The organism is Enterococcus sp. DIV1411a (assembly GCF_050531945.1).
Lineage (GTDB): Bacteria > Bacillota > Bacilli > Lactobacillales > Enterococcaceae > Enterococcus_B > Enterococcus_B faecium.
In genome coordinates this window covers 2,276,701-2,291,906 of sequence record NZ_CP172892.1, presented here as the reverse complement: position 1 = coordinate 2,291,906, position 15,206 = coordinate 2,276,701, and the positions used below count along the sequence as shown (strand labels likewise).

At 37.4% G+C, this 15,206-nt stretch carries 13 protein-coding genes; 11 read left to right on the top strand and 2 right to left on the bottom strand.

All coding sequences use genetic code 11. From position 1 onward, the window contains the following. The first annotated feature begins 2 nt into the window (after window positions 1-2). Genes IGJ87_RS11080 through celB form a run of 3 tightly spaced genes read left to right on the top strand, consistent with a single transcriptional unit; the run spans window position 3 to window position 2,215 of the window. Entirely contained in the window at window positions 3-329 is a 327-nt protein-coding gene (locus IGJ87_RS11080; protein WP_002285954.1) for a PTS cellobiose transporter subunit IIA, read from the top strand. Window positions 330-344: 15 nt separating this feature from the next. Continuing rightward, window positions 345-863, top strand: coding sequence for a hypothetical protein (locus tag IGJ87_RS11075; RefSeq protein ID WP_002285960.1), 519 nt, complete (start codon window positions 345-347; stop codon window positions 861-863). Continuing rightward, window positions 863-2,215, top strand: a complete 1,353-nt coding sequence (gene celB / locus IGJ87_RS11070) for a PTS cellobiose transporter subunit IIC (RefSeq protein ID WP_002285961.1) — start codon at window positions 863-865, stop codon at window positions 2,213-2,215. The genes IGJ87_RS11075 and celB overlap by 1 nt, the downstream gene beginning before the upstream one ends. Before the next feature lie 83 nt (window positions 2,216-2,298). On the opposite strand, the gene IGJ87_RS11065 is transcribed toward celB, so the two are convergent. After that, window positions 2,299-3,804 carry a UDP-N-acetylmuramoyl-L-alanyl-D-glutamate--L-lysine ligase gene (locus IGJ87_RS11065; RefSeq protein WP_002294486.1) on the bottom strand — a complete coding sequence of 502 codons (1,506 nt, stop codon included), beginning with the start codon at window positions 3,802-3,804 and terminating at the stop codon, window positions 2,299-2,301. Window positions 3,805-3,895: 91 nt separating this feature from the next. Next, on the bottom strand, window positions 3,896-4,486 hold the full coding sequence (locus IGJ87_RS11060) for a YitT family protein (protein WP_002285964.1): 591 nt from the start codon (window positions 4,484-4,486) through the stop codon (window positions 3,896-3,898). 178 nt (window positions 4,487-4,664) lie between these two features. Here IGJ87_RS11060 and IGJ87_RS11055 point away from each other — a divergent pair, with 178 nt between their 5' ends. The 8 genes from IGJ87_RS11055 (at window position 4,665) to IGJ87_RS11020 (ending at window position 15,059) form a co-directional block, all read left to right on the top strand. Then, window positions 4,665-6,311, top strand: coding sequence for a putative polysaccharide biosynthesis protein (locus tag IGJ87_RS11055; RefSeq protein WP_002285966.1), 1,647 nt, complete (start codon window positions 4,665-4,667; stop codon window positions 6,309-6,311). Window positions 6,312-6,359: 48 nt separating this feature from the next. Beyond that, the gene (locus tag IGJ87_RS11050; RefSeq protein WP_002285969.1) at window positions 6,360-7,079 is read left to right on the top strand and encodes a pseudouridine synthase; all 720 of its coding nucleotides are present in this window, start codon (window positions 6,360-6,362) and stop codon (window positions 7,077-7,079) included. Window positions 7,080-7,557: 478 nt separating this feature from the next. Next, on the top strand, window positions 7,558-8,505 hold the full coding sequence (locus tag IGJ87_RS11045) for an ABC transporter permease (protein ID WP_002285971.1): 948 nt from the start codon (window positions 7,558-7,560) through the stop codon (window positions 8,503-8,505). Between the two features lie 11 nt (window positions 8,506-8,516). Next, entirely contained in the window at window positions 8,517-9,437 is a 921-nt protein-coding gene (locus tag IGJ87_RS11040) for a carbohydrate ABC transporter permease (protein WP_002285972.1), read from the top strand. A gap of 40 nt (window positions 9,438-9,477) precedes the next feature. Next, the gene (locus IGJ87_RS11035; protein WP_002285974.1) at window positions 9,478-10,935 is read left to right on the top strand and encodes an ABC transporter substrate-binding protein; all 1,458 of its coding nucleotides are present in this window, start codon (window positions 9,478-9,480) and stop codon (window positions 10,933-10,935) included. A gap of 344 nt (window positions 10,936-11,279) precedes the next feature. Further along, a complete protein-coding gene (locus IGJ87_RS11030) occupies window positions 11,280-11,894 on the top strand; it encodes a DUF624 domain-containing protein (protein WP_002297732.1) in 615 nt (204 codons plus the stop codon). Further along, window positions 11,887-13,611, top strand: coding sequence for a sensor histidine kinase (locus IGJ87_RS11025; RefSeq protein WP_002285976.1), 1,725 nt, complete (start codon window positions 11,887-11,889; stop codon window positions 13,609-13,611). The genes IGJ87_RS11030 and IGJ87_RS11025 overlap by 8 nt, the downstream gene beginning before the upstream one ends. Further along, window positions 13,608-15,059, top strand: coding sequence for a response regulator transcription factor (locus IGJ87_RS11020; RefSeq protein WP_002304851.1), 1,452 nt, complete (start codon window positions 13,608-13,610; stop codon window positions 15,057-15,059). Before IGJ87_RS11025 ends, IGJ87_RS11020 begins: the two co-directional genes overlap by 4 nt. Window positions 15,060-15,206 lie beyond the last annotated feature (147 nt).

The window sequence follows — 15,206 nt, the reverse complement described above, 5'->3', positions numbered from 1 at the left end:
AGATGGCTGAAAAAATAAACAGTGAAACACTACAAGTGACTTCTTTTGATATCATTTTCCATAGCGGAAATGCACGGACACTGATACATGAAGCATTTCGCTCGATGCGTAAAGAGATGTTTGAAGAAGTAGAAGAGAAGTTGCGACAAGCAAATGAAGAGATTCTTCATGCGCATCAGTCACAAACTCAACTTCTGAAAGAATATGCCAGCGGGACAAAAATAGAAATGGAAATTATCATGGTCCATGCACAAGATCATCTGATGACGACGATGACATTATTGGAAGTTGCACAGGAAATGAATTATTTGTATCAAAAAAATAAATAGAAAGGAAGGATCATTGTGCAGGATACAGTAAAAAGGAAAATCGAATTAGAAAAAAAGCAACTTAGTTTGAAAAACATGTATTTCAATCGTTATCTAATCGTACGTTACCTGACTGCCTTTTTCTTTTTCATGAACATGCAATGGATGATTCTGCTTCTATCAGCTAAAAGTTTAGGAAGTAGTTTACCGATGATTCTGATTTTAGCTATTTTGCCTGCAGTAGGAGAACAAGTAAAGCTTTATCGAAAACACCAAACGAACGTTCCATGGACAAAGTGGTATTTTTTGTTCCAGAGTGTCTTTAATTTATTAGTGATTCCAGTGTTGTTTACCTCAGGATTTACATTCTTGTATCCTTTTATGGCAAATAACAATGGAGGACAGTTATTTGTTTTCATTCTTGTTGTAAGCGGTATTTTTGCCAGTGCATTTATACAGTATCGTTTAAAGAAAATTTCACTCAACCAAGACCAACAGTATATCCGTATTAAACAATATGAAAAAGCGTTATATTTAGGAAAGGAGAATAACTAATGTTTGATTTTTTGCAGAAATACCTGATGGGACCTATGGGGAAAATTGCGCAACTTAAAATCGTTCGGGCTGTCATGGCAGCGGGGATGGCTTCTATTCCTTTCACGATTGTAGGCTCGATGTTTTTGGTTTTAAATATTTTGCCATTACCGTTCCCATTTTTAGAAGGATTTTTTAATGCAACTTTTTTCAAAGTTAGTGACTTGTACATGATCGTCAATACAATGACGATGGGGATTTTATCTATTTACTTTGCCATTGTGTTTGCTTATGAATTAACGTCAATTGAACGAGATGAACAAAAATTAAATGTTAATCCGCTCACGGGGGCATTACTATCTGTTTTTGCATTCTTTATGTGTATCCCTGAATTGATCATGACTGATGGTAAAATCAGCTTGATTGCTTCTATCAATGAGACAGAAACTGTAGTAAATGGTATTAGGATGGGCTCTTTTGTCGAACGTTTAGGAACTTCAGGAATCTTTACAGCTATTATTATGTCGATTATTGCGGTCGAATTGTATTGTATGTGTGTCAAGAGAAATTGGGTCATAAAAATGCCAGATGTTGTTCCGCCAGGAGTTTCTCGTTCTTTCACTGCTCTGATCCCAACATTTGTCATTGCGTTTGTGGTGATGATCATCAATGGATTATTAGTTGCACTAGGAACGGATATCTTCAAAATGATTGCTATCCCATTTGGGTTTGTTACGCAGTTGACGAATACATGGCTTGGTGTCATGGTGATTTATTTCTTGATCCATGCATTGTGGATCGTAGGGATCCATGGAGCGAATATCATCACTTCTTTCTTGACCCCGATCGTATTAGCTAATATGGCAGCTAACGCACAAGGCGCAAATTATCCGTTGGCAGGAGAATTCAACAATTCTTATGTAACCGTTGGTGGATCAGGTGCGACTTTAGGATTGATCATCTTTATTGCATTCCTCGCGAAATCTGATCAGCTGAAAGTGTTAGGAAAAGCCTCACTTGTACCAGGATTATTCAATATCAATGAACCAATCATTTTCGGGATGCCAATCGTCTACAATCCCTATTTAGCGGTTCCGTTTTTCTTAGCTCCGATGGCTTCTGCTACACTCGCTTATTTTGCCATTCGGCTGGAAATCGTCAAACCGATGCTTGCACAGATGCCGTGGCCTTCACCAGTCGGGATCGGAGCATTTGTTGGTAGTGGTGGTGATTGGAAAGCTGCTGTGTTAGCAGTCATTTGTGCAATCATCGCATTCATTATCTGGTTCCCATTTATCAAATTCTATGATAATAAATTATTAAATGAAGAAAGAGAAAAGGCAGCAGAATTAGCTAGTGAAAAGTTAAAATGATTTCTAAGAAAAAAGGAACTGTGACAAAAAATCACAGTCCCTTTTTTTCTTAGAAATGGGAAACCACTAGTATATAAATACCATTATTCTTCAATCAACCGCTTCACGATTGCATAATCCCCTTCATAAGGTTCATCTACACCATTGATTTTTTGATAGGGATCCACGCCTTTTCCCGCAATAACGACTGAATCTTGCGGAGCGCTTTCTGCTAAAGCGCGTCGAATCGCTTCAGGACGATCCATTTCATAATGAACGATCAAATCTGGATTAGTAATTGCTTCATTGATTTCTTCCGCGATTTTTTTCGGATCTTCAAATGCTGGGTCATCTGCCGTCAAAAAGGCGATGTCAGCTGTTTCTGATAGCACTTTTCCAAAATCATGTCGACGGGAGATTGCTTTGTTTCCTGGGCTGCCTAATACAACAATTACACGGCCATCTGGATGTTCATTTTTGGCAAATTCCAGCAATGTTTTCAAGCTTAGATAATTATGTGCATAGTCCACATAGACATGCGCTCCATTGGATTGGATCAATTGATCCATTCGGCCTGGTACACGAGCTTCTTTTAATCCGTCTTGTGCATCTTGACTGGAGGCACCTGTTAGTGCTGCGGCAATGATCGCACTGGCTGCATTTTCTTGGTTGAATCCTCCAGCCAGCAAAATATCATAAGCAGTATCGCAGATAGCTAAGCGATCTTCATGAGAAGATAAAGTAAAACCGTGAGTACCTTTATCTGAACGGATCACTTGATAATTGCTTTCTTCCGAACGACCATAAGTGATCGTTGGAATCTGGAATAGATCGGCTGTTTCCCTAAGTAAATCAAAATAGTCACTTTCATGATTTAAAACAACTGTTTTTGAATTCAAGATCAATTGTCGCTTGCAATAGAAATAGTCATCAAATGTCGGATGTTCGATCGGACTGATATGGTCAGGCGAGATATTCAAGAAGATTCCGACATCTAAAGTCAAGCCGTATACGCGTTGTGTTTTGTAAGCTTGTGAAGAAACTTCCATCACTAGATGAGTCATACCATTTTCAACTGCTTCTGACATCATACGATATAAATCTAATGACTCAGGCGTTGTCAAATGGGATTTGAAATATGTTTTGCCATCTAACGTTGTATTCATAGTAGAAAGCAATGCTGTTTTTTTATTTGTTGTGTGATCCAAGATTGCTTTTGTAAAGTACGCAGCAGTTGTTTTACCTTTTGTTCCAGTGAATCCGATCACTTTCAATTTATTTTGCGGATAGTCGTAAAAAGCCATAGCAAGAAGCGCCATTGCTTTACGGATATCCGTTACGATGATTCCTACTGCTGAATTTTCGTATGGTTGTTCTGATACATAATATTGAATACCCTGTTCGATTGCTGAATCCAAATATTCTTCTTTGAAATTCATTCCTTTACAGAAAAACAAAGTAGAAGCATCAGCTTTTCTTGAATCATAACTTAACTGAAGAAATTCAGCTTTTTCTGGTACATCAAGATGCCAGCCTCTTGTTGAAACAAATTCTTTTAATAGATTTTCTTTTAATAGTAAATGACGGATGTCTTCTAAAGAGAAGCTCATTGATTGATCCCTCGCTTTATTCAATTTCTTGGTTTATTATAGCACACTCTTTTTAATATATCGTTTGTTTCCGCTATGACAAAATCCAGCTTTATTCAAATTTTCTTGACACAGGGGACAAGCGGATGAGTATTTTCATAAACAATGAACTGACTGTAATAGATAGGAGAACGAATAGTGTCTCCAACAATCCAAAAACATAATAATTCAAAAAGACGATAAGACTATTGGTAAGTAAAAGTCCTTGCGGCATTGGAAGCCGAAAAAATTTGTGGAAAATAATCGGCGGTATCGTTATACCGCCATTTGAGGCCCCGACTGTGTACAATGTGTAAACCCCAAGACTGAACAAAAGACTTCCTGAAATCAGTGAAAAGAAATGTGAGGAGATCATTTCCACTTTTGGAACAATCTCTAAAACAACAGGAAAAAGCAGACTTCCCGCTACAGTCTTAAAAAATACTGATTTTCCTAATAGGACAGCGGCTAGAAGCAGCATCATAAGATTGATGCTCCAAACAGTAACTGAGCGTTGGATAGAAAAGGCCGTTTCAACTAAATGTCCGATGGCGCCCACTCCGGCGGAAGCTATATCGTGAGGGAGCAAGAACCAATTCAATCCAACTGTGATAAAGAAAAGACCTAAAAATATAACGGGTAGTTTTTTTATTTCTTGTGTCATTGATATCTCCTATAAATGTTAGCCATAAAAGGCTGTATATTTCTTTACTTTACCAAAAAAACGAAACCGAATTCAAAAAAACAATTGTTCTTATAAAAGTTATATAAAATCGATTGCCAGTTTCTGTTTTACCAATTAAAATGATAGTAATGTTTTGTAGAAAGTTGGAATCTGACCGATGGATAATCAAAGAAAACCAGCATTAGATCAATTAACACCGCAAGAAAAAATGGCACGAGGCTCTGCTTGGATGACCGCCAGTAATATCATTTCAAGATTGCTAGGCGCTGTCTATATCATTCCCTGGTATGCTTGGATGGGCGAAAATGCTAAGGCTGCCAATGGATTATTCAATATGGGATACAATATATATGCATTGTTTCTACTGATCTCTACAGCAGGAATACCTGCTGCGATTGCAAAACAAACTGCACGCTATAATTCATTGAATGAATATGGCACTTCACGACGATTATTTATCCGTGCATTACAGATGATGGGCGGGTTAGGCCTGTTGTTTGCTTTGTTCATGTACATCGCCTCTCCTTGGCTAGCTCATGCTTCTGGTGGCGGAGAAGAACTGATTCCAACGATGCGTTCTTTGAGTATCGCTGTATTGGTTTTTCCTTGTATGAGTGTGATACGAGGGTATTTTCAAGGCAATCAAGAAATGATGCCTTATGCGCTGTCGCAGATTGTAGAACAGGTGGCACGTATTTTTTATATGCTATTGGCTACATTCATCATCATGAAAGTCATGGATGGTGACTATGTGACGGCGGTCACGCAATCAACTTTCGCGGCATTTATCGGTATGCTAGCAAGTATTCTTGTCCTTTTGTATTTTTTGAAGAAACATCAAGCGTATACATCGGCGTTTATTCACTACAGCGAAAACAAAATAAATATTGCAACGAAGGAATTGTTGTTAGATACCGTTAAAGAAGCGATTCCGTTTATTATTGTGGGTTCAGGGGTAACGATCTTCAAATTAGTCGATCAGTTCACTTTTATGAAGATCATGTCTGCATCCACCGAGTATTCCAATGCACAGTTACTGGATCTTTTTTCGATTTTTAGTGCCAATCCAGATAAGTTGACGATGGTAGTTATTGCATTGGCAACATCGATCGCGTCTACTGGGTTACCGTTGATTACAGAAGCTGTTACGTTGAAAGATCGAGTAGGTCTGGCAAAATTGACAAGCGGAAATTTACAGTTGTTTTCATTTTTTATGTTTCCGGCGACATTTGGTGTTATGTTACTTGCCTATCCGCTAAATACATTATTTTATACACCGGATTCTCTAGGAAGTAATGTACTGATCCAAGCAAGTTTTGTAGGACTCTTCCTAGGACTATATATGCTAGTTTCCAACATGCTGCAAGGAATGTTTGAAAACAAGGCGGCAATTAATTATTTGGTTATTGGGTTTCTAGTGAAACTCCTTCTTCAATACCCAGCCATTCGTTTATTTGAAGTATACGGCCCTTTATTGGCGACAATGATCGGATTTGCTGTGTCTTGTACCTTGATCTTAAAGAGAATCCATGAAGTAGCCCGCTTTAAACCAAGTTTTGTCTGGCGCAGGACATTGCTGATCTTTATTCTTACCTTGATTATGCTTTTGGCTTCGTGGATCACAAAGATGATTTTTGGTGCTTTTTTAAACGAAGATAGCAAATTCCAGTCTCTATTGTTGATTCTTGTAGTAGCAGGTATAGGGGCTTTAGTGTATGGTTATTTAGCTTTGAAAATCCGCTTGGCAGAAAGACTACTAGGACCAGGAATAGCGCGTTTACGACATAAATTAAAAATAAAATAAGTGAATCAGAAGAGCTAGATTGATGCTCTTTTGAAATGGGGGAAACGCATGCGTTTAGATAAGTTTTTAGCAGATATGGGACTTGGCAGCCGCAAAGAAGTCAAAGGATTGATCAAAAAAGGAACGATCGAAGTCAATGGACAAGTGGTGAAAAGCGATAAAGCGCAAGTAAATGAATTCGAAGATGCGGTTACTTATTTAGGAGAAATCATTACGTATCAAAAAGATTTTTACTACATTTTGCATAAACCTGCAGGAGTCATTTCTGCTACTCAGGATAATCATGATCAAACCGTAATCGATTTATTGGAAGACCAGGATTATCGGGAAGATCTTTTTCCAGTCGGCCGATTAGATAAAGACACAGAGGGCCTCTTGATTTTAACGAATGACGGGGTGTTTGCCCATCAGTTACTATCACCTAAAAAACATGTGGAGAAAGAATATCTAGCTGAGGTTAGCGGTATAATGACAGAAGAAGATATCCGTTTATTTGCAGAAGGACTGATTATTGATGGCGATGAGCAGACATTGCCGGCAAAACTCCAAATTGATCAAGTAGATCAAGAGACAGAAACTTCAATTATCCGTCTGATTTTGCATGAAGGAAAGTTTCACCAAGTTAAGCGAATGGTCAAAGCAGTAGGAAAAGAAGTCTTATATTTAAAAAGAATCCGTATGGGAAAATTTTGGCTGCCTAAAGATTTGAATAAAGGGCAATATCGACCCATGACCAAAGAAGAGCTAGAACAAGTGAGAGAAAAATAATTGAATGGATAGCTAAAAGAATAAGCAGAGTAGTTGTAGCGCCATCTGAAAAGCAGACTTGTCCGTCTGACTTTCGGATGGCTTTTTTGTGAAATTTCGGCTTATTTCCGTAGAAGCTACTTCTGGAACACCGTTTGTTCGGAATAAGGGACTGTGACAAGACTTTTGTTACAGTCCCCATTGTTCCTTGTGACTCAGAGTTAGATAGTAAGGACACGATCTCCCTAATACTCAGGCCAAAACGCTGAATTCACAACCTCTGATAAACGGTGTTCAATCAGCTGACCCTCGGTATTAGCTCAAAAAACGGCAAAATATGAGGAACTATTTTCCCGTTTTTTTCTCTAATACTCAGGCCAAAACGCTGATTTCACAACCTCTCCTATACTTTGTTTCATTTTCCCTATACTTTGTTTATTTATTCTCATTATTGAAAGCGCTATAATTACGTTGCGAATGAATCGAAAGGGGTTTTTAGATGAAAAAACGAAAGGGGTTCAATCATTTTTTTATGAATCTATGGCGTTATAAAGCACTTGTCCTGATGGCTGTACCGGGTATGCTTTGGATGATTTTTTTCTTTTACATACCTGTAATGGCGAATGTCGTAGCATTCAAAAATTTTCATATTTCAGCAGATGGGTTCTTGGCTAGCTTGAGGGAAAGTCCTTGGGTGGGTTGGGAAAATTTCAAATTTTTATTTTCTTCGGATCAAGCATTTCTCATCACTAAAAATACAATTTTATATAATGTAGCATTTATCCTTTTGAATCTGCTGATCTCAGTCGTATTTGCAATCATTATGAGCGAGTTGAGAAATAAACGACTCGTTAAAGTTTATCAAACGATGTCCTTACTACCTTATTTTCTATCTTGGGTCATTATCAGTTACTTTGTTTACGCTTTTTTAAGTCCTGACAAAGGAATATTCAATCAGTGGATCACTGGACATGGAGGAGAAGCTGTCAATTGGTATAATGAACCGAAATATTGGCCGTTTATCTTGGTGTTCATTGGTACATGGAAAGGGATTGGTTATAACAGCATTATTTACTTTGCATCTGTTATGGGAATCGATCCGACTTATTATGAAGCTGCTATGGTTGATGGAGCTAGCAAATGGCAGCAGATCAAACATGTGACGATACCACAACTTATTCCACTAATGACGATTTTAACGATTTTAGCCGTAGGAAACATTTTCCGAGCTGATTTTGGCCTGTTTTATAACATTCCTAGGAATTCCGGTGCATTATATGATGTGACTCAAGTTTTGGATACGTATATCTACAATGGCCTGACATCCACAGGAGATTTTGGTATGACGGCTGCTGCAGGACTTTACCAATCAGTTGTCGGCTTTGTCTTGTTGATGATCACAAATACGATCGCCCGACGTTTTGATAGCGATTCTGCATTATTCTAAGGAGGAAAAAAATGAAAAAAAAGAAAGTGGAGAGAGTCCAAGTCCGCTCTTTCAATAAGACGGCTAATTTTTTCTCTAATATAATGATTGCACTCTTTGCTATTTCCTGTATTTTGCCATTTATATTTGTTATCGCCATCTCTTTTACCGATGAGTCCATATTGTCGACTCACGGGTACAGTTTTTGGCCAGAAAAGTTCAGTATATTTGGTTATACGTACTTGTTCGACCAGATGCAGGATAAAATTTTCCAAGCGCTTTTCGTCACTGTACTTGTTACTGTTTTAGGTACACTGATCAATAGCACGGCTACTTCTTTATATGCTTATGCGATTTCACGGTCAAACTTTCCATTCCGTCGTTTTTTTACCGTTTTTTGTTTGATTACGATGTTGTTCTCACCAGGGATGGTGGCCAATTATCTTGTTATGACAAATCTTCTTCAGTTAAAAGATACGATTTGGGCATTGATCTTGCCAATGGCTGTCAGTCCCTTCAATATTATTGTGATGCGCACATTCTTTAAACGTTCGGTCTCTGATTCGATTATTGAATCGGCACGGATCGATGGAGCTAGCGAACTGCGAATATTTGTTCAGATCGTTTTACCGTTAGCTGTTCCAGGTATTGCGACAATCAGTTTATTTGCCGCATTGGGTTACTGGAATGACTGGTTCAATGCTTTACTATACATCCAAGATGATAAGCTAGTTCCACTACAGTATCTTTTGATGAAAATCCAAAGTAATATTCAATATCTGACACAAAATTCAGGAGCAGGAAGCCAATTGACAGGCGGATTAGCCTCAGTTCCAGGAGAATCTGCCAGAATGGCGATCGTAGTCATCTCGACGTTGCCTATTGCGATCAGCTATCCATTTTTCCAGAAGCATTTTGTCAAAGGTCTAACAATCGGCGGAGTAAAAGAATAAAGAAACAAAAATATAAATCATAAAATTAGGAGGAAGAAAAATGAAGTTATGGAAGAAACTAGCCTTTACAGGTGTTTCAGCGTTGTTGTTGGGAACATTAGCAGCATGCGGAGGTTCTGGTTCTAAAGACCAGGCAGAAGCTAGCAATTCGGACACTTTGCAGATGTATCAAATCGGAGATAAACCAGATAATTTCGATCAATTGATGGAAGTAGCAAACAAACGAATCGAAAAAGAGATCGGTGTAAAAGTCAATATCAATTACATTGGCTGGGGCGATTACGAAAAGAAAATGAACGTCATCATTTCTTCCGGGGAAAATTATGATATCGCCTTTGCGAACAACTATGTTTCCAATGCCCAAAAAGGAGCCTTTGCTGATTTGACTGAATTAGCGCCTAAGTACGCTGAAAAAGCTTATAATGATTTAGATGAAGCATATATTAAAGGAAATCTGGTCAATGGAAAATTATATGCTTTCCCAGTCAATGGAAATGTCTTTGCTCAACAAGTACTTACTTTTAACAAAGCTTTACTAGATAAATACGATCTTTCAATTGATGGAATCCAATCTTACGCTGATGCAGAAAAAGTCTTGAAGGAATTCCATGAAAAAGAACCAAACACGGCAGCTTTTGCCATTGGACAAGGCTTCAAAGTCCAAGGGAACTTTGATTATCCTTTAGGGAATACGTTACCATTTGCTATTGATCTGGATGGAGATGATTCGAAAATCATCAACCAATACGATAATGAAACGTATATCGGACTGTTACGTACAATGCATAGCTGGTACAAACAAGGACTCATTCCAAGTGACGCTGCAACGAGCAATAAGGATTATCCACTAGAAGGAAATACTTGGCTAATGCGTGGAGAAACACAAGGACCGTATGATTATGGCGATACAATTTTGACAAATGCAGCAAAACAAGAACTTGTCTCAAAAGCAATTACTGTTCCACTAAAATCTACAGCTCAAGCACAAATGGCAAATTTTGTCGTATCAAATACTTCAAAAAATAAAGAAAAATCAGTAGAACTTCTAGGGCTGCTTAACAGTGATCCAGAATTATTGAATGGGCTTGTTTGGGGGATCGAGGGAGAAGCATGGGAAAAAGTCGATGGTTCAGATGATAAAATCAAATTGCTAGATGGTTATCAGCCAAATACACATATGTCTGCTTGGAATACAGGAAACAACAAGATTCTATATACACAAGAGTCTATTACGGATGACATGATTGCCAAACGTGATCAATCGATTGCTGATGCAGAAACTTCACCGATTTTAGGATTCAGCTTCAACACTGACAGTGTCAAAACAGAATTAAGTAATATTTCTAATGTCATGAATCAATATTTAGATGGATTGAATACAGGGACTGTTGATCCAGATGAAACATTACCGAAATTGAAAGACGCTTTGGACAAGGCTGGCTATGATAAGGTATTGAAAGAAATGCAAAAACAATATGATGAGTTCCGACAAGAATAATAATGAATAAAGACAAAGGGGTTGTGACAAAAGACGTGTCACAACCTCTTGTTCCGAATAAACGGTGTTCAAAAGCCAGTTTCTCGGTATTAAGCTAAATATATGTAAAAATGTGGAAAGCCATATTCACAAAATTTTTCTTACTACTCGAAACTAAGCGGCTATTTCACAAACTCTTGGTAAACGGTGTTCAATCAGCTGACCCTCGGTATTCGCTCACAAAACGACAAAATATGAGGAACTATTTTTCCGTTTGTTTCTCTAATAATCAGGTCAAGGTGCTGATTGCCCAACCTTTTTTTGTATAATGAGAAAGTATAAACTTAATGTTTGGAGGAGAAGATATGTTAGGGAAGGTTTTGGAAGAGTTATTTATCCGGATCTGGGTCGTTATAAAACTAACCTTGTATTTCTGGATATATACATTTGCCGGCGGGATCATCTTTGGATTAGGTGCGGCATGGAAAACAGTCAATGAACTATTTTATTTGTACGGATTCGAGTATAAAGAAATCACAATAAAAAGAGGCTGGAATATATATAAAAGAAATTTTTTAAGAGGCAATCTGCTATTTAGTTTATTTTTATCTGGTACTGCTTTATTGAGTTACAATTTATATTTATCTGTTCAAATCAAAGGGCTCATTTTTTTAGCTATTGATTTTATTTTACTTTTTGCCTTGCTCTGCCTATTTGCTACTTATCAATACAGTATGATTTTAGATAGTGAATATACGATCTCTGTTCCTAATCTGCTAAAGCTAAGTTTTATTTCGGTTTTTTCCAGCTTTTCGTCTTTTCTAAAAATAATTATTGGTAGCGGTATAATTTTAGGCGTGACTTGGCAATTCAAAGGATTGATCCTGTTTGGTGTCATTGGTCTTTTGACGGTTTGGAATGGTACGATGACAACACATTGGCGTGAAGAATTAGATAAACAGTTGGAAAGTTATGAATAAGTTTCGGATTCTATTTTCAAAAGGAACCTTACTAAATCGTCTGTTGCGGAAATACGCGGTTATCATGATCGGTGTAACGATGACTGCTACCGTTATTTTTAGTATCCATACTTGGGAACAAAATCAAAAACAGGCAGAAAACATGACAAGTGATGCCGTTCAAAGCACAAGCAGAATGCTGAATGATAAAACAACCTTGAGTAGGATCATCAAAAACCAGCTTGTAGGGAATTCCGAAAAGATCGAAAATGTGACGACCTACTTAACAAAACCCATAGATCAGTATCTGATGTATGTATACGAACAGCAAAACAGTACCGATGAATTAGTTTCTTTCCCAAATCAAATCAAAGATCTCTACGCAAATTATGAAGAACTAAGTGCGATATATATCGTGTTGAATCAACTACCGGAGTATTATGAATCTTCTAGAGAAAACAAAGGTGGGGAAATAAAAAAGGGGACACCAAAATTACTAGACGCCTTTTATATCAAGTTGCCTATCACACAAGGAGGAGCTGAGTCAGGAAGTATTTTTATTGGTTTTCAAAAGAAAGAACTAGATATGATTTTAGAAAATCTAACGTCATTCAATGGACTCTCTTTATACATGATTTCTGGAACGACAAATCGACTATACACATTCCATGATAATAAAATAGCTAAAGAAACGTTTGAAAGACAAGAAATGATCATCACAGAGAGTCTGAAGAAAAATTCACAATTGCCGATTGACGATCTGGAAAAAAACAATTTTGTTCAACACCAAGAACTGTCTGATGATTATCGTATATTAGCTGTACTAGATAAAAAAAGTGTAAAAATCGAAACGGGAAAAAATCTTGCCCCGCTGATCATTGGTATCATTATTTTAGACAATATACTGCTTATCTTTCTTTATAAAACATTCAAACGATATTCACAGCAAGTATCTATCGTCATGCAGGCCATGGATCAAACAGCAGCAGGGAATTTAGAGACGCGGATCGACATAACAAACACGGAATATGAACTGAAGGAACTTTCAATCGGTATCAACGAAATGTTGGATAGCATCAATCAGTTTGTAGAAGACATCTACAAATTAGAAATCAAACAGCAAGACGCACATATGCGGGCGCTTCAAGCACAGATCAATCCACACTTTTTATATAATACATTAGAATATATCCGAATGTATGCAATCAGCGAAGGAAGTGAAGAATTAGCAGATGTTGTGTATGCGTTTTCCGCTTTGCTTCGAAACAATACGAATCAAGAGAAAACGATCACTTTAAAAGAAGAACTGGACTTTTGCGAAAAATATGTCTATTTGTATCAAATGCGTTATCCTAATCGAGTAGCCTATCATTTTATGATCGATCCTGATTTGGAAAAGATCGAAGTACCTAAATTTGTGATCCAGCCATTAGTTGAAAATTATTTTAAACACGGTATTGATTTTACTCGATTCGATAATGCGCTAAGTGTCAAAGTCTTGCAGGAAGGCAAACGGGTAAGGATCATCATCAAAGATAATGGAAAAGGGATGACTGAAAAACGGCTAAAACAGATTGAAGAAAAACTGTCTCATCCTAAAGTGGAACTTCACGGTTCTATCGGTCTGCAAAACGTGAATGAACGTTTACGTGCCAGCTTCGGCAGCAGTTATTATATGTCGCTTGAGAATAATGAGACAGGTGGACTGACCGTTTCTATTACATTCAAGGAGGGATGAGCGTGTATCAAGTGTTATTGGTAGATGATGAATACATGATTTTGAATGGGTTAAAAAAGATAATTGATTGGCAAAGTTTAGGCTTTCAAATAGTAGCAACAGCAGAGAATGCCAAAGAAGGACTAGCTGTACTTGAACAGCGACAGATTGATTTAGTAGTAACGGATGTGACAATGCCAGAAATAAATGGACTGGAATTTATTGAAGCGGCTCAAAAAGAACGTCATAATTTTGAATTTATGATTTTATCAGGATACCAAGAATTCGATTATTTGAAAGGAGGTATGCAATTAGGCGCCGTGAATTATTTGATGAAACCCGTGAATAAGTTCGAATTGGTTGAAAGCCTCAAGAAAATCAAAACACGGTTAGATCAGCAAAATGAACAAAAAAATCAACAAGAAATCTATCAAGAACTGTTATTCAGTCAATGGTTGAATGAAGAATTGGATGAAATAAGTGAAGAAGAAATAATAGGACAAATAAGTGAGAAGCAGCATAGGATAGTATTGATTCAACTGGCAAGAACTCATGATACTCTTATCAATAGATGGTTGCAAGAACGGCAACAAATCTTTTACTATCAACGAAATTACGGAGACCGTGTATTGATCACGTTGTTGTTGGAGGCAGATGAAGTTGATGGCTTCTGTTGTTTTGTTCAAGAAAACTTTCCTGATCAGGAATGGCTGATCAGTATCGGGGAAGAGACAGATTCTTTGGACAAAATCCCTGAAACATTCCAACAAGCGAAAGACAATCTACAGTTGCATCAATTTTATGGAGATAAAGACGAGCATGTTTTTTACGCAGTACAAGCAGAAACAAAAGATCAAACCATCGATTTTTCAAGTTTCAGACGCGTGCTGCAAAATAAACAATTGGAAGTCGCTCAAAAAATGATCACTGATTTTTTTGAACAGTTTCAGTTAGCAGCCATGATGCCGGAAGATATACGATATTCCAGTTTTTTACTGTTTATGGAGATTCAACGGGAATTGATTGATCTGGAAGATGAGGAATATTTACAAGGAATCGAAAAAATCCATCAGGCAAAAACGGTGCAAGAACTTCAGCAGCTACTTCTGTCATTCATCAAAAAGCATCAGAGACAGAAAAAGTACAGTGACAATGTGGAAAAAGTAATCGTAATCCTGCACCAGCATTATCAAGAACCACTTACACTCAAAGAAGTGTCAGAAAACCTGCATTTAAATGTCATGTATCTAGGACAGCTGTTCAAAAAAGAAACGAAAAAAAGTTTTTCAGCTTATTTGAACCATTTACGTATGGAAAAAGCGAAACAACTGCTTTTGCACAGTAATCAAAACATCAATGAGATAGCAAGTGAGATTGGCTACAACAACACCACGTATTTCTCTAAATTATTCAAGAAAATCGTCGGCAGATCCCCTAAAGAGTACCGAGAAAACAGTGGAGAATCATAAAAGAAAAAGCCAATGTAATGAAATAACTTATAAAAAATTGTCTAGAAATCTAATTTTGGGCTGTTCTTATTACTTGAGGCAAGGCAGCTTTTTCATGACCTCTCGATAAACGGAGTTCAAAAGCCAGTTTCTCGGTATTAAGCCAAA

Coding starts and splice junctions, on each gene's coding strand:
- IGJ87_RS11055 (WP_002285966.1), top strand. CDS start 4,665: ATGGATAATCAAAGAAAACCAGCATTAGATCAATTAACACCGCAAGAA.
- IGJ87_RS11040 (WP_002285972.1), top strand. CDS start 8,517: ATGAAAAAAAAGAAAGTGGAGAGAGTCCAAGTCCGCTCTTTCAATAAG.
- IGJ87_RS11080 (WP_002285954.1), top strand. CDS start 3: ATGGCTGAAAAAATAAACAGTGAAACACTACAAGTGACTTCTTTTGAT.
- IGJ87_RS11035 (WP_002285974.1), top strand. CDS start 9,478: ATGAAGTTATGGAAGAAACTAGCCTTTACAGGTGTTTCAGCGTTGTTG.
- celB (WP_002285961.1), top strand. CDS start 863: ATGTTTGATTTTTTGCAGAAATACCTGATGGGACCTATGGGGAAAATT.
- IGJ87_RS11020 (WP_002304851.1), top strand. CDS start 13,608: ATGAGCGTGTATCAAGTGTTATTGGTAGATGATGAATACATGATTTTG.
- IGJ87_RS11045 (WP_002285971.1), top strand. CDS start 7,558: ATGAAAAAACGAAAGGGGTTCAATCATTTTTTTATGAATCTATGGCGT.
- IGJ87_RS11060 (WP_002285964.1), bottom strand. CDS start 4,486: ATGACACAAGAAATAAAAAAACTACCCGTTATATTTTTAGGTCTTTTC.
- IGJ87_RS11065 (WP_002294486.1), bottom strand. CDS start 3,804: ATGAGCTTCTCTTTAGAAGACATCCGTCATTTACTATTAAAAGAAAAT.
- IGJ87_RS11025 (WP_002285976.1), top strand. CDS start 11,887: ATGAATAAGTTTCGGATTCTATTTTCAAAAGGAACCTTACTAAATCGT.
- IGJ87_RS11030 (WP_002297732.1), top strand. CDS start 11,280: ATGTTAGGGAAGGTTTTGGAAGAGTTATTTATCCGGATCTGGGTCGTT.
- IGJ87_RS11050 (WP_002285969.1), top strand. CDS start 6,360: ATGCGTTTAGATAAGTTTTTAGCAGATATGGGACTTGGCAGCCGCAAA.